Here is an 18,848-nt window from a genome sequence, read left to right as displayed (position 1 = left end):
TTTACTCCGCTCCCCTTCTCTTAACGATGAAAAAGGCATTGAACTCCGCCACTTTGGTGTCCCCGTTGAAAATCTCCGCTTCCCCGACAATCTTGCGCTCATCCTGAGGTATGGCGCGCGCCACGGCGCGTACTGAACCCTCCCGCACCGCGGCGAAGAACTTCAGGTGCAGGTCGACGGTCACGAAGTCTGAGCCTTCCGGGAGAATGCTCTTGATGGCCATGGCTACGGCGGTATCCGCCAGCGACGTGATGGCGCCTCCATGCATGAGCCCCACACCCTGCGCCAGTTTCAGTTTGAACGGCATGCTGAGGACCGCGCGTCCGCCCGCAGCCTCCTCTATACGCATCCCGAGGTATTCCTCGAAAGGCGCGCACGCGATCCACCCCGGGAGTTCGAACTTTGGCGTCGCGGCCGTCATGTCAGCGTCGTATTTGTACACGGTAGAGTCCTCTATCTCGACAATAGGAGTAACGCATGAAGCTTAACCGAGTTCATATGAAGTGGAAACTAAAATCGTTAGGGACAGTCGTCATCTCTATGGCCATCAGCGGGACGGCGCTTGCCGACACGCTGGTCATCAAGTACGCATCAGGGGAGGTGCAGAGCGTCGAGCTGCTCGGGCACGCCAAGGATATCCAGGATATCACTGTCGGCGAGACCTCCGTTCCCCTCTCCGAAAAGCTAAGGACACTCCTGCTCGGAAAGCAGCCCGCTTCCGCTGGCGCGAAGGAGTCGTCGGAAGCGCCAAAAAAATCAGGTCCGAAGCTGAAATGGGCTCCGCCGGTATCGGAGTGACCTGCCCCAAGATGCGGCGCATATCGTGTAGTGCAGCGTAAGGAAAGATCTCGCCCTGCTGCTTGACATCTCAAATGGTGCTTTATATCCTTTAGCCCGGTTAGTGCGGTCTAATCTTTGCGGATAGCCAACACCACGGCAAAGGAGGCATTAATGGTCATGCAGAGGAGGATAAAGAGGGACTATCGCCGGTATGGTCCCAAGGAGTTTCTCTCATTTGCACAGAAGGTGCAGCTCAGCCTGATTGGCAACAAGAACTATCCGGATTCGGTCTGGGGAACCAATGGCGCGCTGCTGCAAAAGTTCGTCGAACTGGTGACGGCGCTGGCAACAGCCTATCGCCTGGCCAGTAACGGCGACCGGCTTTTGATCCGCGAGCGGGACAAGCTCATGGAAGAGATCATTGCCCTCCTCGATGAGATGGCCTCGTTCCTGGAAGCGGTGTCGATGCGCAATCCGGATGCCCTGTACACCACCGGCTTTAACATCGCTCAAGAGCGTAGAAGTCACCGCAGGACCAGGTTGCCGTTGACCTCTCCCCCGGATTTCACCGTTACCAACTCCGGGGAACCGAGAAAGGCGGTGGCCAGCGCGAGCTCGGCGCCGGGCGCCTACAACCACGAGATTCATGTCAATACCAAGGATCCTGCTGTGGAAGCGGACTGGTTCCACAAGTCGATGTACCCGGATGCCAAGAACATGATTCTCGATAACCTGGACCCGGGCAACACCTTCTTCCGGATGAGGCACCACGGTCCCGATGGCCCCGGTCCCTGGTCCTCGATCACCAGCGTATTCATTACCTGATTTCCCGCACTTCACGGGAGGGTGCCGCAATGGCGCCCTCTCGTCCCGTTACTTTCCCAGGCCTCTCAAAAACTTCTTCCCCCGACCACAAAGGGCGCCGTTGTGTCCTCTAAGAATGTACCTGCGCCTCCTAACGATGTGCCCGCGCCCCCTTTCGACATGCCCGCGCCGCCAAACGATGTACCCGCGTCCCCTAACGATGTACCCGCGTCCCCTAACGATGTACCCGCGACCCCTAACGATGTACCCGCGCCCCCTAACGATGTACCCGCGTCCCCTAACGATGTACCCGCGACCCCTAACGATGTACCCGCGTCCCCTAACGATGTACCCGCGTCCCCTAACGATGTACCCGCGACCCCTAACGATGTACCCGCGTCCCCTAACGATGTACCCGCGACCCCTAACGATGTACCCGCGACCCCTAACGATGTACCCGCGACCCCTAACGATGTACCCGTGTCCCCTAACGATGTACCCGCGACCCCTAACGATGTACCCGCGACCCCTAACGATGTACCCGCGACCCCTAACGAAGTACCCGCGACCCCTAACGATGTACCCGCGTCCCCTAACGATGTACCCACGCCCCCTAACGATGTACCCACGTGGGGCCTGTAAAGAATTTTGTGTAAATGCCGTTGTTTACATAGAAATGACGCCGGCCGCTATAGATGATGGCGGCAACGTTCCCCCCTTTTGCGAAGGGGGGACAGGGGGGATTTTGTTTTTGGTGGCATGTATAAACCCTGGTAAAGTTGGATTGTGTTAATTATCGGCTGGCAGGGCACACACCGGAGGGAAAGTGGCAGACATGCTGACATTCAAGGAAATCGCCGAGACGGTCGGCGTTGTCATCGACGGGGCAGGTGTGGTAGCCATTTGTGCCGGACTCGTGGTGGCGGTAACGAGGTATGCCATGCAGGGGCGCAGGGTGGAGGACGGATTCAGGCAGTTGCGGCAGGACCTTGGCCGCGGCATCCTCCTCGGCCTGGAATTTCTCGTTGCCGCCGACATCATCCGCACCGTGGCCGTGACCCCCACCCTGGGAGGGGTGCTGGTCCTCGGCGTCATAGTAGTTATTCGGACTTTTTTAAGCATGGCCTTGCAAGTGGAGCTTGAAGGACACTGGCCATGGCAGCGGAAGCCGGAAGAAGTCCCCCCGACGTGACCAACCGCCCCGGCAGGGTAGGCCGTTGCGAGATAAATCAGCCATCGATCGGTTTGGCGGGCGTGTCCAGCAACAACTGGTAGAAGGCGAGGTCGAGCCAGCGGCCGAACTTGAAGCCGACCTGGGGCAGCGTGCCGACGTGCTTGAAGCCGAGTTGCTCGTGCAGGGCGATGCTTCCGGCGTTGGTCGCATCGATGCCGCCGATCATGGCATGCACATCGTGGTCCCGTGCCGCCGCAATCAGCTCTTGCATCACCGTCCGGCCAAGGCCACGGCCGCGATGATCCTTATCCACATATACCGAGTGTTCCACCGTGTACTTGAAGGCAGGAAAGGCCCGGAAGGTGCCGTAGCTTCCGAATGCCACCAGTTTCCCCGTGCCGTCCTCGATGCCGATCACGGGGAACCCGGCCATCTCCTTGGTCTCGAACCAATTCAGCATGAACTGCCGGGTCCGCGGCTTGTACTCGTAGAGGGCGGTCGAGTGCAAGATCGCGTCGTTGAAAATCTCCAGTATTGCATCCCCATGCTGTTGGTAGTCGCAGCGCACGACGGTGTGTTCGATCATCGTCATTTCCTCAAAATGGTGGACACGGCCTTCCCTTGGCTTCACGCGATGCAACCTACACCAACTCCTCCCTTGATTTCAACACTGCCGTCATCTAATCGCTGGTCGCGTGGTCGGAATGCTGACAGCCATGTGTCGCGGCAAGAATATGAGGGTAGGGCATTGACGGATGTATAACGGTAAACGAAGTTGAACGGCTTCGCAGGAGCGTCAACAGGCATACACCTTTTGGTGCCGAGTGGTGGGTAGAAGCAGTTTGCGAAAAGGTCGGGCTGGAATCGACACTTCATCCAAGGGGCCGTCCGAAAAAGGAAGGGGACACGCACTTACAAAAGTAGCCTCTCCCCTTTTCTTCTTTTCTTTAAGGGGGGGGCGGGACGGCGCTACGCGGTAGGGCGTGCGCAGCCTTGACATGGGTTCCGACAGGTCTTGAAACAGCGATGAGCGAGGCAATGGCTTGGATCAGGGCACGGCATTCGGTTTCGGTTACCTGGCCCATGAGACAAGGCTGCACGATGTTGCCTCGCACCAGGTACTCGCTTCTGTAGTTCAGTATGAACCCCTTCCGCTCCAGTGCCTCCCCGAACAGAAGGCTCGAGTGCGGTGCAGGAATCCTGATGCTAAGTACCGCAGGTGATGAGACCCGCTCTTTAGCTGTGACTTCCAACCCCATGTCGGAACATCCCTTGCGCAAGATCTCCTGGCAGCGCCGGACCTCTCGGAACCGGCGCGGAGGCTCGAGCTCCCGCAGGGCCTGGTTGAGGGCCTTCAACAGGTTGGAGGAATGGGTGAAGGGAACGCCCTGCTTGTCGCCGTAGTATCCCAGGTCCAGATAACGCGGGATGCGGTGGTCCGGCTTACGCTCGTCGTTGTAGAAAACCAAGGCAAGCCCTGGAACCGACGCGAGCCCTTTGCCGCTGACGCTACTGGCCAGGAAGACACGCGAGAGGTCGACCGGAACCGTGCCGAGCGAACTGGTGCAATCAAGGCACAGCGCCACCCCCCTGCGACGGCACATCTCCGACAAGCGCTCCACGTCGTTGAGGATGCCGGAAGAGGTCTCACAATGGGTGGTCCACAGCCATGTCGCCTGCGACTGCACGAGGAGATCCTCTATAGCCGCAATGTCGTACGTTTCTCCCCACGGGACGCTGTACGCTTTGAACTCGAGCCCCATGCGCTGTGCATGGTCGAACAGGCGGTCTCCGAACTCGCCGTTGGAGAGCACCACCCCCATGCCGGCCTCCACCTTGAGGTGGGCTGCTACGACGTCATTTCCCAAGGTGCCGCTTCCCAGGTAGCACTGCACGTGACGCGCGGCGGTAAGCCGGCACAAGAGGCTCCGGGTCTCTGCCATCAGGTCGAGGAACTCGGACGAACGGTGGGAGAGCGGCGGCGCGGCAAAGGCCGCCTGTACGGCCGGTGACACCTTGACAGGCCCGGGGAGGAAATTTGCCATCGACGCGGCAGGAAGCTCCGGTACGTCCATCCTGAGTCGATCCATGAGTGAAACGGCCGTGTGCAGCGTCAGGGACATCGGCTGGAAACGCGCCGCGGCACTACCGACGGGATCACCGAAAGGGACGAATCCCATGCGCCGGTAAAGGCGCGTTTGCCGCAGCGTGCCGGAGGCCAGACCCATGGTGAATCCGCGGCGGATGCACTCGCTGGCAGCGAAATGAATGAGACCGGCAAAGACTGCCGTGCCGCGGTACTCGGGAAGCACGGCAAGAAGACGCATTTCGCACACCTGCGCAGCAGGGGGGATCCACCGGTCCAGGTCCGGCACCTTGCTGTCCAGGGAAAAGGGTCTTTTGCCCCGAATGGCGATCATGCCGATCAGGCGTTCCCCGTCCAGGCAGATGCAGTAGGTATTGTCCTCATGGAACTTGTCTACCAGCATCTTCTTGTGATTGGCAGGGTGCTGTGGGATCTCCTCGACAAAGGTCCTGTAGTTAAGGCGGTGGATCTGGTCGAACTCAGCTGGTGTCGAGGCGATTTTAAAGGTCGGTTTGAACGGTGGCATGGCTGTTCCCCCCTTGCTTAGGCTAGTCGGAACTCGCTGCGGATATTGGAGCGGTGTGCATAGAGGACAATGCATACGAGCACGGTATAGAGCGCCACGTTGATGATCTGGATAGGGATTTGCTGATACCAGGACAGGGCCGGTTGGAACAGCGGCGATAAGATGAGGGCGATCAGCGCGGACTTTGTGGTGCTTCGGGTAAAAACGTAAAGGAGGAGGCAGAGCAGGAATCCCGTACCGATGACAAACGGGTGCAGCAGTATCATGCCCCCGGCAAGCGTTGCCAGCCCCTTTCCGCCGCGCCACCGCAGCTGTATCGGCCAGACATGTCCGCACACCGCCGCGAGAAGGGCAAGCTGTGCAACCCCTATCTCAGGTGAGAGATGCCGAGCCAGCCAGACCACCAGGAAGCCCTTGCCAGCGTCGCCGGCAAACGTCGCGACGAACCCTTTTGCTCCCAAGAGGCGCCCGACGTTACGGCTTCCCACGTTGCCGCTGGATACGGTACGGATATCGTCTCCCGTTGCCAGGCGGACCAAATAGTAACCGGTGGTGAAGCAGCCCAATAGATATGAGAGAACAATGATGGGGACTTTTTCCAACTCTCTGGCTTCTCCTTGCCTGACCTTTTGGAAAGTAGCCTGGCCGAAAGTCGCTGAGACTTCTGTCAGAGGAACAGATCCTGTTCCTATGCCCCGATAATAGGTTGAGAACCGCTAATTTCAAGTAATGGGCGGTATTAATTATGGCTAATTGTCGTGTCTGTTTTCAGTTGGAACGGAAGCCGCCACCGGAAAAACGGGCGGTGTAGTTGACTGGAGTTGCCATAATGATACTGTGTTAATGCGTGAGGGCGCTGGACTAAATTAGGGGCGATTGATGAGATTGATGAGAAGCTGGAAACCAAGGTAACAAGGGAGGGGGGGATGCCTGATACCTACGAAGAAGTAAAGAAGTATGTCGTTACCTATTACGCGGGCGGTACGAGTTCTTATGAGTTTCGCGCCAGCATCGATCTTTGCCGGGCCGATAACACCCTGATAGCCGTCCTTTATTTCTACAGGGATCCGGCACGTATGCCTGCTGTCGACGATCAGGCAAGCAGTAGCAGGAGCTTTGCCTGGTGTTTCTTCCCGGATCGCGACTTCCAGAACGTCCTTGATCTGCTAAGAAACGAGAAGCCTGTCTACTTCAGATACATTACCGGTGTGCTCAATATCGGTGCCCTCACCACGTCCAAAGAACCCGTTGGCGAAGAGGAACACTCTCTGCTCAGACCAATAGCATGAAGAGCCACGTGACGGTCTTAGACAAGTAGCCTAGCGGATAGGCGGACAAGGGGCCTTATTCGACCCCTGTCACCCTCATTTCCACCTTCTCCAGGCCCGTTCTGCCCTTCAGGTCAAAGCGGTAAATCTTACCCGTCTTCCAATCCTTCTCGAAGCGAAGCCGGATGTCGTTGCGCCCCTTTCCTGGGGGCTCGTTGATGAGAAGTTCACCGTTTCGGTATTGGACCGAGATGGTGCGGGTTTCAGCCCCGGACTTTACCTGCAGTTCCCGGGTCTCTCCATCCGCAATCCGCAGCGCGGATTGCTCCACCTGCTGTTTCTTGCCCCGCACCTTCAACTCACCCGAGAGGAGGGCGACTGCCACGGTGCGCGGAGGATGCACCGTCGCTTGGCTTGCCGGCGGACCAACCGGCGGTTGGCTGGCCGGCTGACGTACCGGCGGAGGGGGAGCTGGCTGACGCACCGGCAGAGGGGGCGCGGGTTGACGCACCGGCGGAGGGGGGGGCGTTACCGGTTGCGGCTTGGGCCGATCCTTCTCGACTATGATTGCAGGTGGAGGCATTGACCTTTCCCTTTCCCGTTCGCGTTCGCGTTCCCGTATTACCACCGGCGGTTCCTCCCGGACGATGATCAGTCGCGGCATCTCCCGGTCAAATCGAGAAGAACGGTCGTGGACCTGGATGAAGACATCCACCCCCCGTAACGCCAGGGGGCCGGAAGTGCCGGTGTCTGTATAGAGTTCACCCCTTCCCCAGCGCCGGTCGTAGGGGAAACGGAGCCCTTCGAAGGAAAGGGCGCCGCCGGCGTAGGTTACGGTGAGTTCCGTCTCTCTCCCTTTCCTGTCGGCCACGGCGATCCTGCGGGTTTCGCCGTCGGCGATGGTGAAGGTCAAGGGTTGGTAGTGATGATGCCGGTCGCCGATCTTGATCTCGCCACCCTGCAAGCGAACCCGGATCAACTCGCCGAAGGCACCCTCGCCCCTGTGTATGGCATCGATCCGTTCCTGTCGTTCCCGCTCCAGCGCGGCACGACGGGCCCGTTCCCGCTCCCGTTCCACCGCCTGGCGGCGGGCCTGCTCCTCTTCAGCCTGGCGGCGTGCCCGCTGTTCCTGCTCGTACACCCGTATCGCCTCTACCCGCTCCGTTTCGCTCATCCGGTCCCAGCTTTCCTGGGGTACGCCGTACATGTAGTTGGTGCAGGCCGTCAGCAAGGAAGCCAGGACTAGACAAATAAGGGATAGTTCTTTCATGGATTCGTATCTCCAGGGATTTTATAGATGGGGTGTCGAGGGCTGTCCCCTCTTGACCGGCAGGTTTGGCCGATCCAATTTCTTACTGGGCCCTTCCTTCGGCAGTTATTGGTGTCTTTTTATGCCTTTGAGCAGCTTGCCTTTTTGTAATCGCTCGACTACAATAGCGGCATGTACATCGTCAAGACCCTTCCCGAATTTGACGCTTGGCTAAATGGCATCAAAGACCGCACCACTCGGTTGCGGCTGGCTCGACGCCTTGACAAGGCCCAGCGAGGCGATCTCGGTGATGTGAAATCCGTTGGCCACGGCGTTTTTGAGATGCGTGAGTTCTTTGGCTCCGGCTGGCGAATGTACTACATTGAACGTGGCAACATGCTTATCGTGATGCTCGGCGGTGGGGACAAATCCACACAAACAGCCGACATTGCCATTGCCTTCGAGCGGGCAGCCAGATTGGAGGATTGACCCATGCCGAAAAAAATCGTTGTATCGGACCTCTCGGAATTTGATCTTGCCACCCAGTTAAAAAGCGAGGCCGACATTGCGGCGTATATCACCATGGTGATTGAGGATGGTGACGCAGCAGAGTTGGCCCATGCCTTAGGAGTCGCCGCACGAGCGCGCGGCATGGCTGAAATTGCTCAGGCTGCCGGGCTGACACGCGAAGCCCTCTACAAAGCCTTGCGTCCCGGAGCTCATCCACGCTTCGACACAATCAGCCGAGTTTGTTCCGCGCTTGGAGTCCGCTTGGTTGCTCAGCCTCGCCATTAGACCTCGCTCCTTTACCTGGCTTTCTCTCCCTCGTCCAACGGCTTGAGGCTGACCGGCGGAGCGCTCAACTTTATATCACGTCACTTCCACTCTTATCCACCGCGGAGACCGTGTCTACCCGCGTGGTTGGCATCGTCATGCTGCTTCAGATTAAAACGTGCCTGACCCCTTCGGGGTCCAGCCTTGACGGTTGTACGTTCATGGTGGTAGTAAAATAAGACCATACGAACGGAGTAAGACCATGAACATGAATATTAACGGGTTTGATGCTGTAATTTCCTATGACCCCGAGATCGACATGTTCCGGGGGGAATTTGTGGGCATCAACGGTGGTGCTGATTTTTATGCCAGTACAGTAGACGATCTTCGGAAAGAGGGCGAGCCTTCACTGAAGGCTTTCCTGGAGATGTGTGCCGAGGATGGGGTCGAGCCTCGCAAGCAATTCTCCGGGAAGTTCAATTTGAGGGTCCCTCCAGTACTGCACCAGCGTCTAGCCACCCAAGCTGCCGCTCACGGCAAGAGCATTAATGCGTGGATCGTGGAACTTCTTTCTGAGTGCGCCACGCACCATCACTGATCGTCCAATCTCCCGCTTGCTCCTGACATAGGTCCATCTTTGCCCTTCACCCAGCCCGGCTCCAGGCGTGAGGTGACGGAGCGTCCAGGGTACCGAGTCGTTCCTGCTCTTACTACTACGTAAACCCGTCCACCTACTTTGTTGGGACATGTTTCTCGAAATGTCCCATGTCCAAGGCTGACCCCGCCTTTTCCTTATCTTATCTTATTTTTTTAGTAGCGACTTGAGTGCCTCTACAGCACTTGGGTTTATGAAAACAATAGAGGCACAGCTATTCAGAACTACGGTCATCCAAAAAACCATGCGAAATGGTTTCTTTCTGGATTTGTGCCGTAATAGTTGTTGGGCTGCAAGTGCTCCCGGCCATCCACCAAACAAGGCAAGCAGGTGTAAGGTGCTTTCTTGTGTTCTCCACTGTCCTTTTTGAGCGGCAGACTTATCGAAATAGTAAACGATATAGGTGATTAAGCTTGTAGTAAGATAACCTGCAAACAACCAGGAAGGAGCAGTGCCAACGAGACAAATGAACATGATGAAAGCCAAAAACAAGGCGGCATAGGCGTTTGCTAACACCCAATTGCCTTGATCATCTTTTTTGATCACTGCTGCAGCAAGCATAGTAACCTCTGCTGCACAAATTCGACCTTGTTTGTCAGTGGTCAGGATATAGGTAACCAACCGATTTACTTCTGGTCGGTGAACCTGGTTCTTAAAGGCCTTGATGTGGGCGAATATTTTATCTTCCCCCGAGCTTGGGGTGATGAAACCGTACCCCTTGTCATCATTCCATGATGTAATTTTGCCTTGTTTAATCATAGTCTCTTTTTGCCAACGCCTGAGCGTTGACCGCCCCCTGTGCCAGGACCGGTCGTGCGTGTGCGTCGCCCGTCTATGTGTCCTACGTTAACAATCAAGTAAAAATGAGGAGGAGGGGGAGGAGGAGGCGACGCTGGTATCTTATGTATCTTATGTCCCCCGCAGTGGTCAATAAGCTACATCAGCTACCTACGTCCTCTCTCGTTCCCAGCGGCGGAGCGTCAGCGGAGACCGCGGGTGTCGCTGGTTGAGCGTCATTCCTTATAATCAGCAGGCTTACAGGACGGTTCGACGTCATAGCCAAGATAGTAATATTCGTGCCACTGTCGTTTCGAGTTCAGCGCCTCTCCGGCCCATACAGTCAAATGCAGTCCCTCATTGCTGGTGCACGACCGGAAACTCTCAGCGGTTCCATTACCGTCGAGATCCGCTCGAACCTTGCCTTTTACCGTCTTGAAATTGCCAGTAAATCCAACTACAGCAATTGCTGGATCAAAATGTTCTTCTTTTCGCGTTGAAAACGAGTAAAACGAGGCGTCTGGTGGGGTCTCAGGATTTCTTGAACAGCTTGCTTTAAGTTTTTTATGGACTTCCTTCTCAATGACCTTCTGCTGCTTTTCGATAATGACCAGCTTTATCTTTTGGTTTTCTGGAAGGGTTGAGTTGGAAATGGTTAGGCATCCGTCGCCTGTCGGTGTGATCTCAGCGATACCGATCTGAGAGTTGAAATTAAAATCTTTCTGCTTCTCGCCAGCGAGCGCTGAGGTGTTCACACTGAGTAAAGCTACTACGACAAGCAGAACCTGCTTTCGCATTTTCTCTCCATTTTCGTCGTTAAACGCCTGAGAGTACAGCGGCTTGGCCGCTGTTACGCTTTGTGCGATCTCGCTTTCCAGATTCACCAGATTCAGCCTGACCCCAGATGCCCCTATCAGAAATCAGGGTTCAAATGGCCTGTTTGCGTCGGTACGGGTAGAACAAGCCAGCCAGTAATAGCTGTTGTTGTTGAACTGGAACTCGTTCAAAACAGACAAACCAAGCTTTTTGATATGAGCCGAAAGCGAGCGAGGGTTTGTTTTGTTTATGAAGGTGACAAGGATGGGGTACCTTTGGGACATCGACTCCAGGGCGTATGCAAAGATCTTCTCGAGAACACCGGCGCCTCTAACCGTTGTGTCGATACAGATTGGGCCGTATTGGTATGAATTCTCTGCAGTCAACGTTTCCCCGTTGAACTTGTAATGGTGGAGTTGACCGATCATGTATGCCTGAACCGGGTGTGTCGACCAGAAATGCCACGATGCAGCCATTACGTAGGCAACTACTACGCCATCATCTTTCGCTATGAAGAGTCCGTTTTCACCTAGAATCAACTCCGACAGCTGATCCTTGGTAAAAGCAGTTGTAACAAAACCGTCCTTTTTATCTTCCTCTTTTATCGTATCAATCTGAAATTTGCTGTGCAACGCCAATACACCGTCGATATCCGAAAGCTCTGCAAGCTTCAATTGCATCTGAATCTCCTGATGATCCCGGAATAGCACCAATTCGACGCGGCAGTATCCAATCTATCTCTAGCACTTTCCAAGTCTTTGTCTTCTGGCCAACGGGTGCGGCCTTGACCGGCGGCGTCAGTCGTCCGTGTCTGCCACTAATCTCTTACAACTTTCACTTCGGAAACCTTTTTCTGGCTATTGAATCGCATTACAAGCCACTCGGAATCTACGCTTAGGAACCCTCTCTCGGGTCCAAGCCAATAAACCATATCCCAGTCTTTGAAGTATTGAGTCTTGTCTGGTTCACCTATAATAGCGATTACTTGCTCCCGGCTCATTCCAGTCAAATGGTGGCGGCGCAACAAATCGTTCACCATTCTGATCCTAATGTTGTAGGTCACATTCTTTGGGTTTTTCCACTCTGTTGAATCGAATTCCCTTCGGTTAAGTCGTTCCTGAATTGAGTCCCCGAAAAGGAACCAGAAAACTGCTCCGACGACAACCGCGCATCCCAAAAGTGCCAGCCGGATTTTCCTATTGATTTCATTTTTCATGTCTCTATTGTCCAACGACGGCGCGGCGTGACCGGCAGAGCACCTGCCCCCTTTCAACTTCCTCCCGCTCTCATCAACTGCGAGACCGGTCTACGCGCTTCGTTGGAATTCCATCGTCTCAAGTATCCGATTTCAGTTCCATTGTCCTACAACAACTTACACAACTTACTACTGTCCACTCTGCCCATTTGTTTTTTACCCACCGAGGAAATCCAAGTTCAACTTCCATCGATCCATAGCCCGCTTTAATTCTGGATCATCAAGTCTTCCGTAGGAGATTTTTGAAGGGATGGATATCTCACCACTACTACGGAGAATATCATTAATTGTGTCGCTGTCGTAAGAGCAGAGTCCTACAAAAAAATAGTTCAGAAACTTGGTGGCAGCATGTAGGACTGAAATGGCATCTTCTGCCTGCCACGTGATGGTGTTAGGGAGATTGAGGAATTGGGTGCAACCAAAATCGTAGGATCTAGTAGGTCCCGTTCCAAATATATTCGATATGTAGCCAGCACCTTCTTTAAACTCGCAGTTGCTATCAACCCGTATAAGCTTGGTCCTTTTGACTTTAGGATGAGTGAATGAGTCGCGTATGGTCTTAAGTTCTTGGACCAACTGCACTTCATGTCGTCCACGATCTAAAGTTTTTCCGGGAAACATCACGCCTAAAAAGACTTCAAACTTGGAAAGAAATGGAAGTTTATCTACGTCTTTTTTAAAACCACTGCCACTAGGCATAATTTCGACACAACAGTTTGAGGCACATTCTAAAGAAAATACTGAACTCATTATTGAAGCACGGGCACAGCTGAATTCGGTGTCATCGTCTTCCTGTACTTCCTGCGCCATACGTCCTAAACGCACCGCATCCCAGAACAAATCATAGAAGTTACGCCGATAATATATTTCTTGGTTGTCCATTTGAAGTCTCACTAGTCACGCGAACTCAAAACCTTAATTTAAGCTATGTATTCTCTTCATATGTTTGTTGGACGGGCAAGACTGCAAATCAATCTGATGGCCCCGCAACACTCCCACCGTCACTAAGATTTGCTCTCTCTCTATGCCAGCGGCGTGAGGTGACCGGCGGAGCGCCCGCCCATTACCGACTCATTCCTGCTCTTACCACCGCGTAGACCGGTCCACCCACTTTGTTGGGACATGTTCCTCGAAGTGTCCCATATCCAGGGCTGCCCCCGCCTTTTCCTTTACCGCCGTAAGCGGCAACCTTAAAGAAGATTTGGATTTAAGCGCAGAGCGACTCTCTCAGCATCACCTCTTGCTGAAGGTACTCCCTCATATCTTTTGCCGTCTTTCGTTATGATAACAGTCTGATAGCTTCCTTTATAACTGGGTTCACACCTCACTGTCGCTATCATGCTTACGCTCAGTAGCCTTGTCCGCTGTGGTGACAAATATTCTATTTGGATAATCTTTGACTTTTCGATGATGTCATATCCGTAGAAATAACGGATAAATACTGCATTATAGACCACACCGACGTACACAACCGACAGCGCCAAGCACGTAATCATTCTTCCCCTTGCTATCTTTGTTGACCTATCCTTTGAAATTATGAATAGCCACATGATGAGGAGGACCGATAAGTACATAGCAAAAGTGGTGTAGGCCGATGAGGTGCAGGGGAAATACGTCATATTTGGTACCTTAAGTTCACTTACCCAACGGTCGGAAGTTGACCGGATCGTCTGGTCTAACTTCCTTGTTGGGATCTCACTTCTTCATGTTTTCAAATTATCCTCACCCGGTCCGACACCGATAACCTTTCAAGGTCCGATTATTAGGCGGCTGGCCCTTCGGGGTAACCTGTGTATCGATATGCCAGGAAGAGTTTTATGGCCGTATCAACTTCTCTAAAGAGGCTTTCCGCATCTATGCTCTCTTTGTCCTTTTTGAGCCTAGCAACTAGCACTTCTATAGATTCTCGTACCTTTTGAGCCAGATACTCCTTTAGTTGGTCTGTCGTTTGTGGTTGCCATACCGCTAAGGGAATGTCGATGTCACAACCTATATAACGTTCCTTGCGGCTGCGCCTTACACGGTGAATCCTCTCAGGTGACCAATCCGCAAACTGTCCTCCAACCCGCAAGGCCAAGGCGAAGTGGTCAACTGCGGCACAATGGGTGCTGGTGCAGTGCTTCAAAAGGAGATACCAAAGATCAATCTTGATGTTGCCAATTCCGTTATCTCTTGGACCACCACTTTGGCCGCCAATCGATATGATACCAAGACTCTCGTACCACATAGGTATCTTCCTCGCCCAACTACTTAGTAGTGGGAAATTGCCGTCATCCTCCCACATTGTCGCGTATATATTGATTAAGCTAATAGATCTGCTGACGTAACATGCTGATATGATACATGCCAATGGATGGAATTTGTGCCGATTGGGGGGATGGCCAGAAAACTGGCCATCTCCCAATCACATCCTTAAACGGGTTAGATCGCAATATATAAAAATACTTCATCGGTGTAAAGGCGAAGCTTTGGACGCTTTTACTGGCTGATGGCTGCAACGGGTGGTGAGGGGAGGGGAGAGATTAGGAGGGGCAGGCAGCGCCTCCTCCTCAGAGTAAGACTAAAGCGGCATACCGAGGCGGCGCATCTTTTCGACGAGGGTGGTGCGGTTGATGCTGAGCATGGCGGCGGCACGGGCTTTGACGCCGCCGGCTAACTGAAGGGCCTCGCCGATCATGCGCTTCTCGATCTCGCTGATGGCCTGCACCATGTCGATACCGGCCGGGGTCACGCTGACGGAGTGGGCGCCTTCCTGGTAACTCTTTGCTATGTTGGCGGGGAGGTCGCGCAGGGTGATGACGTCGCCTTCGGTGAGCGCGACAATGCGCTCCATGATGTTCTCCAACTCGCGCACGTTGCCGTTCCAGGGATACGCCTCCAGCGCCTCGAGCGCTTCCTTGTCCAGGTGCATGATGGGACGCTGCATGGAGCGGCAGTTCTTCTCCAGGAAATGCCGGGTGAGGGGGAGGATGTCCTCGATGCGCTCACGCAGGGGCGGAATGAGAACCGGGATGACGTTGAGCCGGTAGAAGAGGTCTTCACGGAAATTGCCGCGCGCGACTTCTTCCTCGAGGTTGACGTTGGTGGCGGAAATGACGCGCACGTCCAGCTTGATCTGCTTGTTGGACCCGACGCGCTCGACTTCCTGCTCCTGGAGCACGCGCAGCAGCTTGGTCTGCAGGTGCATGGGGAGGGTGCCGATCTCGTCCAGGAAGATGGTGCCGTTGTTGGCAGCCTCGAATTTACCTACCTTCTCCTTCACCGCGCCGGTGAAGGCTCCCTTGACATGGCCGAACAGTTCGCTCTCCAGCAGGTTCTCCGGGATGGCGGAGCAGTTCACGGCGATGAACGGCTTGTCCTTGCGGTTGCCGTTGAAGTGGATGGCCTTGGCGACCAGCTCCTTGCCGGTGCCGGATTCACCCAGGATGAGGACGGTGGAGTCGGTCTTGATGATGCGCTTCATGCGCGAGAAGAGCTGCTGCATGGCCTGCGAGTTGCCGATGATGTTGGCGAACTCGTACTTGTCCTGCAACTGCTTCTTGAGGTAGACGTTCTCGCTTAACAACTGCCCCTTCTCGACGGCTTTGTCGATGATGATGCGCAGCTCTTCGATGTTGAGGGGCTTGGTGATGTAGTCGTAGGCGCCTTTCTTCATCGCCTGCACGGCGGTCTCGGCGGAACCGTGGCCGGTGACCAGGATGACTTCGGTGCGCGGGGAGTCCTGCTTCACCCGGGTCAGGATGTCGATGCCGTTCACGTCGGGCAGGAACAGGTCGCTGATGACGATGTCGTACGGCTCGCTCGCCAGCTGCTCGAGGCCTTCCTTGCCGCTGGAGCATCCCTTGATGGCAAACCCGCTCGCCTTGAGCAGGATGAGCATCGCCTCGCGGCTGCCGTCGTCGTCTTCTATGAGGAGTATTTTTATGGTGGGTTTCATTCGGTAAGTTCCCAGTGTTAGAGATTTCTTCAATAACATGGATGGCGATATTTGGCAAGCCGCCAATTTGACGTAAAGCCTTGTTCCGATATACTTACGCGGGTTTTTTCGCGCTTTTATTAAGAACTTTCCGCGGAGGGAATCATGAACGTAGTCAACCTTTTCCCGGTCCTTATCGTCCTGTTTCTGATCGTCGCCTTTCTGGCCAACGCCATCCGCATCCTCCCCGAATACGAGCGCGGGGTGCTGTTCCGGCTCGGCCGGGTGAAGAAGGTGCGCGGGCCGGGCCTGGTACTGATCATTCCCGGCATCGACCGCCTGGTGCGGGTCTCGCTGCGCATCGTGGCCATGGACGTTCCCTCCCAGGACGTGATCACCCACGACAACGTGACCGTCAAGGTTTCCGCGGTCATCTACTTCCGTGTCGTGGACGCGGTGCGGGCGGTGGTCGAGATGGAGAACTATCTCTACGCCACCAGCCAGCTCTCGCAGACCACGCTCAGGAGCGTGCTGGGGCAGGTGGACCTGGACGAGCTCCTCGCCAACCGTGAGAAGATCAACAAAGAGCTGCAGGAGATCCTGGACCGGCAGACCGAGCCCTGGGGGGTGAAGGTTTCCACGGTGGAGGTGAAGAACATCGACCTGCCGCAGGAGATGCAGCGGGCGATTGCGCGGCAGGCCGAGGCGGAGCGCGAGCGGCGCGCCAAGGTCATTCACGCCGAGGGCGAGCTGCAGGCATCGGAGAAGCTGGCGCAGGCGGCGACTATCATGGGCAACGAGCCGATGTCGCTGCAGCTACGCTACCTGCAGACGCTGACGGAGATTGCGGCGGAGAAGAATTCCACGACGATCTTCCCGGTGCCTATCGACATGCTGAAGATGTTCATGGATAAGATGGGGAAGTAGGGGAGGGGCTTCGGCGGGTAAGCCTGCGGCAAGTAAAGGCAAATCCCCCCTGTCCCCCCTTTGTCAAGGGGGGGGACGTGAGGCGACGTGCGTTGCTTCGTGGGGAAATTCGAGGTGGGGCATAGGCCAAGGCAAATCCCCCCTGTCCCCCCTTTGTCAAGGGGGGGACGTGAGACTAAGTTCAGCACTTCGTGGACAGCGTCGCGTCGGTAGGGCGCGCGCTAACGGCAGACGTTGACTATGCCATCGTGTTGTGAGACATTGGCGCCATCTTAAAGTGGCTGACAAAGGCATGGTTACGGCGGATGGACCTGAAAGAGACACAGGCGGGCAACGAAAACAGACATCCTTGGGAAACTTCCCGGGTTGATGCCTTGCAGGACATCCTCTCCGACTTTCTCACGCCGGGAATGCGGATCCTCGATATAGGGTGCGGCGACGGTTTTGTCGCCGAAACTCTTTTCACGGAGATTCCGGGACTCAAGATCACTGCCGTCGATACCAACCTCTCCGATCGACAGTTGCGGGAGTTCACCGCGGCCAAGGCCGGGATTTCGTTCCGGAAGGAGCTGCCGGATGAGGGGGGCTTCGACGTCGTCCTGCTGTTGGACGTGATGGAACATGTCGAGGAGGACATCTCCTTCCTCAAGGGGATCGTGGACCGGCACCTCGCCGCCAGCGGGCTGGTCATGATAACGGTGCCGGCGTTTCAAGCCATCTTCAGCGGACACGACGTATTCCTCGGACACTACCGGCGCTATAGCATGACGCAGTTGTTGCGGGTGGTTGAGGCGGCCGGCTTGAAACCCCGCCGCTGCGGCTACCTTTTCTTCTCTTTGCTGCTGCCCAAGCTGGTGCTCTTCAAGCTGATGAAACCGGCTGACTCTTGCCAAGGGGTCGGGCATTGGCGCAGGGGGGCGCTGATCACCTCCCTGGTTCACCTGGCTCTTAAGCTGGACAACAAGATTCTCCTTGCCGCAGGCCGGTTGGGTGTTACGCTACCGGGCCTGACAGGATGGGTGCTGTGCGAAAAACAAGGATAGTCGTCCCCTGTTTCAACGAAGCGCTGCGCCTGCAGCCGCACTCTTTCCTCGCGGCCCTGCACAACGATCCCTCCCTGTCCTTTCTCTTCGTAAATGACGGCAGCAGCGACGATACGCTGCGCGTCCTCAACGCCATGAGGGAAAAGAATCCCGCCCAGGTCGACGTGCTCGATCTCGAGACCAACTGCGGCAAGGCTGAGGCGGTCCGGCGCGGGGTCCTGGAGGCGAGCGAGGGCCTTTTCGACTACGTCGGGTACTGGGACGCCGACCTGGCCACGCCGCTCGAGGTCATCCCGGAGTTCTGCGCGGTGCTGGAACAGCGCCAGGTAGACGCCGTGCTGGGGGCGCGGGTCCGGCTCTTGGGCAGGAAGATCAAGCGCAGGCCGATGAGGCACTACCTGGGCCGGATCTTCGCCACCTTCGCCTCCCTGCTCCTCGGCATGAATATCTACGACACCCAGTGCGGCGCCAAGATCTTCCGCAATTCCACCGCCTTGAAAATTGTCTTCTCCAGTCCCTTCAAGGTCAGCTGGACCTTCGATGTCGAACTCCTGGCGAGGTTTCCGCTGGTGCTGGATGCATCCAGTGACGAGGTGTGCGCCAACTGGGTGGAGTACCCCCTGGAGGAATGGCGTGACGTGAAGGGGTCCAAGGTTGCCATGGCGGATTACCTGAAGGCCATGGCGGAGTTCGCCACCTTGTTCGTCTACCTGAGGACGCCGGCCAGGAAGGGGTACAAACGCTACCTGGATGGCTGGAGCAGCCGTCCGATTGAATCACGGATCTGAGCATACTACC

General features: G+C 55.6%; 22 protein-coding genes. 10 read left to right on the top strand and 12 right to left on the bottom strand.

The genetic code is table 11. The features are described 5' to 3' along the window. Nucleotide 1: 1 nt before the first annotated feature. Nucleotides 2–421 carry a PaaI family thioesterase gene (locus H7687_RS11035; protein WP_183347653.1) on the bottom strand — a complete coding sequence of 140 codons (420 nt, stop codon included), beginning with the start codon at nucleotides 419–421 and terminating at the stop codon, nucleotides 2–4. Nucleotides 422–477: 56 nt separating this feature from the next. Here H7687_RS11035 and H7687_RS11030 point away from each other — a divergent pair, with 56 nt between their 5' ends. The 3 genes from H7687_RS11030 to H7687_RS11020 all read left to right on the top strand — a co-directional run bounded on the left by H7687_RS11030 (nucleotide 478) and on the right by H7687_RS11020 (nucleotide 2,776). Continuing rightward, on the top strand, nucleotides 478–798 hold the full coding sequence (locus H7687_RS11030; protein ID WP_183347227.1) for a hypothetical protein: 321 nt from the start codon (nucleotides 478–480) through the stop codon (nucleotides 796–798). A 159-nt stretch (nucleotides 799–957) separates the two neighbouring features. Beyond that, nucleotides 958–1,605 carry a hypothetical protein gene (locus H7687_RS11025; protein WP_183347225.1) on the top strand — a complete coding sequence of 216 codons (648 nt, stop codon included), beginning with the start codon at nucleotides 958–960 and terminating at the stop codon, nucleotides 1,603–1,605. Between the two features lie 814 nt (nucleotides 1,606–2,419). Continuing rightward, nucleotides 2,420–2,776, top strand: a complete 357-nt coding sequence (locus tag H7687_RS11020; protein WP_183347223.1) for a DUF1622 domain-containing protein — start codon at nucleotides 2,420–2,422, stop codon at nucleotides 2,774–2,776. A gap of 37 nt (nucleotides 2,777–2,813) precedes the next feature. On the opposite strand, the gene H7687_RS11015 is transcribed toward H7687_RS11020, so the two are convergent. From H7687_RS11015 to H7687_RS11005, 3 genes are all read right to left on the bottom strand, one after another. After that, nucleotides 2,814–3,344 carry a GNAT family N-acetyltransferase gene (locus H7687_RS11015; RefSeq protein WP_183347222.1) on the bottom strand — a complete coding sequence of 177 codons (531 nt, stop codon included), beginning with the start codon at nucleotides 3,342–3,344 and terminating at the stop codon, nucleotides 2,814–2,816. 361 nt (nucleotides 3,345–3,705) lie between these two features. After that, a complete protein-coding gene (locus H7687_RS11010) occupies nucleotides 3,706–5,370 on the bottom strand; it encodes an aminotransferase class V-fold PLP-dependent enzyme (RefSeq protein WP_183347221.1) in 1,665 nt (554 codons plus the stop codon). Nucleotides 5,371–5,387: 17 nt separating this feature from the next. Beyond that, complete coding sequence (locus H7687_RS11005) at nucleotides 5,388–5,972, bottom strand: glycerol-3-phosphate acyltransferase (RefSeq protein ID WP_183347220.1); 585 nt, start codon at nucleotides 5,970–5,972, stop codon at nucleotides 5,388–5,390. Nucleotides 5,973–6,296: 324 nt separating this feature from the next. Between H7687_RS11005 and H7687_RS11000 the strand changes: the two genes are divergently transcribed. Next, nucleotides 6,297–6,659, top strand: a complete 363-nt coding sequence (locus H7687_RS11000; RefSeq protein WP_183347219.1) for a hypothetical protein — start codon at nucleotides 6,297–6,299, stop codon at nucleotides 6,657–6,659. Nucleotides 6,660–6,714: 55 nt separating this feature from the next. Here the strand turns inward: H7687_RS11000 and H7687_RS10995 are convergent, their stop codons facing one another. Next, on the bottom strand, nucleotides 6,715–7,908 hold the full coding sequence (locus tag H7687_RS10995) for a hypothetical protein (protein ID WP_183347218.1): 1,194 nt from the start codon (nucleotides 7,906–7,908) through the stop codon (nucleotides 6,715–6,717). A gap of 171 nt (nucleotides 7,909–8,079) precedes the next feature. Here H7687_RS10995 and H7687_RS10990 point away from each other — a divergent pair, with 171 nt between their 5' ends. The 3 genes from H7687_RS10990 to H7687_RS10980 all read left to right on the top strand — a co-directional run bounded on the left by H7687_RS10990 (nucleotide 8,080) and on the right by H7687_RS10980 (nucleotide 9,259). Next, complete coding sequence (locus tag H7687_RS10990; RefSeq protein ID WP_183347217.1) at nucleotides 8,080–8,376, top strand: type II toxin-antitoxin system RelE/ParE family toxin; 297 nt, start codon at nucleotides 8,080–8,082, stop codon at nucleotides 8,374–8,376. Nucleotides 8,377–8,379: 3 nt separating this feature from the next. Continuing rightward, nucleotides 8,380–8,682: an addiction module antidote protein gene (locus H7687_RS10985; RefSeq protein ID WP_183347216.1), complete on the top strand. Its 303-nt coding sequence runs from the start codon at nucleotides 8,380–8,382 to the stop codon at nucleotides 8,680–8,682. 241 nt (nucleotides 8,683–8,923) lie between these two features. Next, a complete protein-coding gene (locus tag H7687_RS10980; RefSeq protein ID WP_183347215.1) occupies nucleotides 8,924–9,259 on the top strand; it encodes a type II toxin-antitoxin system HicB family antitoxin in 336 nt (111 codons plus the stop codon). A 204-nt stretch (nucleotides 9,260–9,463) separates the two neighbouring features. Here H7687_RS10980 and H7687_RS10975 read toward each other — a convergent pair whose 3' ends face one another. The 7 genes from H7687_RS10975 to H7687_RS10945 form a co-directional block, all read right to left on the bottom strand. Continuing rightward, nucleotides 9,464–10,075, bottom strand: a complete 612-nt coding sequence (locus H7687_RS10975; RefSeq protein ID WP_183347213.1) for a DUF1294 domain-containing protein — start codon at nucleotides 10,073–10,075, stop codon at nucleotides 9,464–9,466. 254 nt (nucleotides 10,076–10,329) lie between these two features. Then, nucleotides 10,330–10,977 (bottom strand): hypothetical protein, encoded by a 648-nt coding sequence (locus H7687_RS10970; RefSeq protein ID WP_183347211.1) that lies wholly within the window; start codon nucleotides 10,975–10,977, stop codon nucleotides 10,330–10,332. Between the two features lie 36 nt (nucleotides 10,978–11,013). Next, nucleotides 11,014–11,589, bottom strand: coding sequence for a GNAT family N-acetyltransferase (locus tag H7687_RS10965; protein WP_183347209.1), 576 nt, complete (start codon nucleotides 11,587–11,589; stop codon nucleotides 11,014–11,016). A 137-nt stretch (nucleotides 11,590–11,726) separates the two neighbouring features. Continuing rightward, nucleotides 11,727–12,125, bottom strand: coding sequence for an outer membrane protein assembly factor BamE domain-containing protein (gene bamE / locus H7687_RS10960; protein ID WP_183347207.1), 399 nt, complete (start codon nucleotides 12,123–12,125; stop codon nucleotides 11,727–11,729). A gap of 195 nt (nucleotides 12,126–12,320) precedes the next feature. After that, entirely contained in the window at nucleotides 12,321–13,046 is a 726-nt protein-coding gene (locus tag H7687_RS10955) for a hypothetical protein (RefSeq protein WP_183347205.1), read from the bottom strand. Between the two features lie 880 nt (nucleotides 13,047–13,926). Continuing rightward, nucleotides 13,927–14,391: an Imm44 family immunity protein gene (locus H7687_RS10950; protein WP_183347203.1), complete on the bottom strand. Its 465-nt coding sequence runs from the start codon at nucleotides 14,389–14,391 to the stop codon at nucleotides 13,927–13,929. Nucleotides 14,392–14,724: 333 nt separating this feature from the next. Next, the gene (locus H7687_RS10945) at nucleotides 14,725–16,101 is read right to left on the bottom strand and encodes a sigma-54-dependent transcriptional regulator (protein ID WP_183347201.1); all 1,377 of its coding nucleotides are present in this window, start codon (nucleotides 16,099–16,101) and stop codon (nucleotides 14,725–14,727) included. A gap of 144 nt (nucleotides 16,102–16,245) precedes the next feature. On the opposite strand from H7687_RS10945, the gene H7687_RS10940 reads away from it, so the two are divergent. From H7687_RS10940 to H7687_RS10930, 3 genes are all read left to right on the top strand, one after another. Beyond that, nucleotides 16,246–17,007, top strand: coding sequence for a slipin family protein (locus H7687_RS10940; RefSeq protein WP_183347200.1), 762 nt, complete (start codon nucleotides 16,246–16,248; stop codon nucleotides 17,005–17,007). 305 nt (nucleotides 17,008–17,312) lie between these two features. Continuing rightward, nucleotides 17,313–18,050, top strand: coding sequence for a class I SAM-dependent methyltransferase (locus tag H7687_RS10935; protein WP_183347198.1), 738 nt, complete (start codon nucleotides 17,313–17,315; stop codon nucleotides 18,048–18,050). Further along, a complete protein-coding gene (locus H7687_RS10930) occupies nucleotides 18,032–18,838 on the top strand; it encodes a glycosyltransferase (protein ID WP_198424629.1) in 807 nt (268 codons plus the stop codon). Before H7687_RS10935 ends, H7687_RS10930 begins: the two co-directional genes overlap by 19 nt. Nucleotides 18,839–18,848 lie beyond the last annotated feature (10 nt).

The sequence above is a fragment of the Geomonas paludis genome (assembly GCF_014193585.1).
Classification (GTDB): Bacteria; Desulfobacterota; Desulfuromonadia; order Geobacterales; family Geobacteraceae; genus Geomonas; species Geomonas paludis.
Note: the sequence above shows the minus strand (reverse complement) of the source record. Positions and strands in the feature narration are given on the sequence as shown.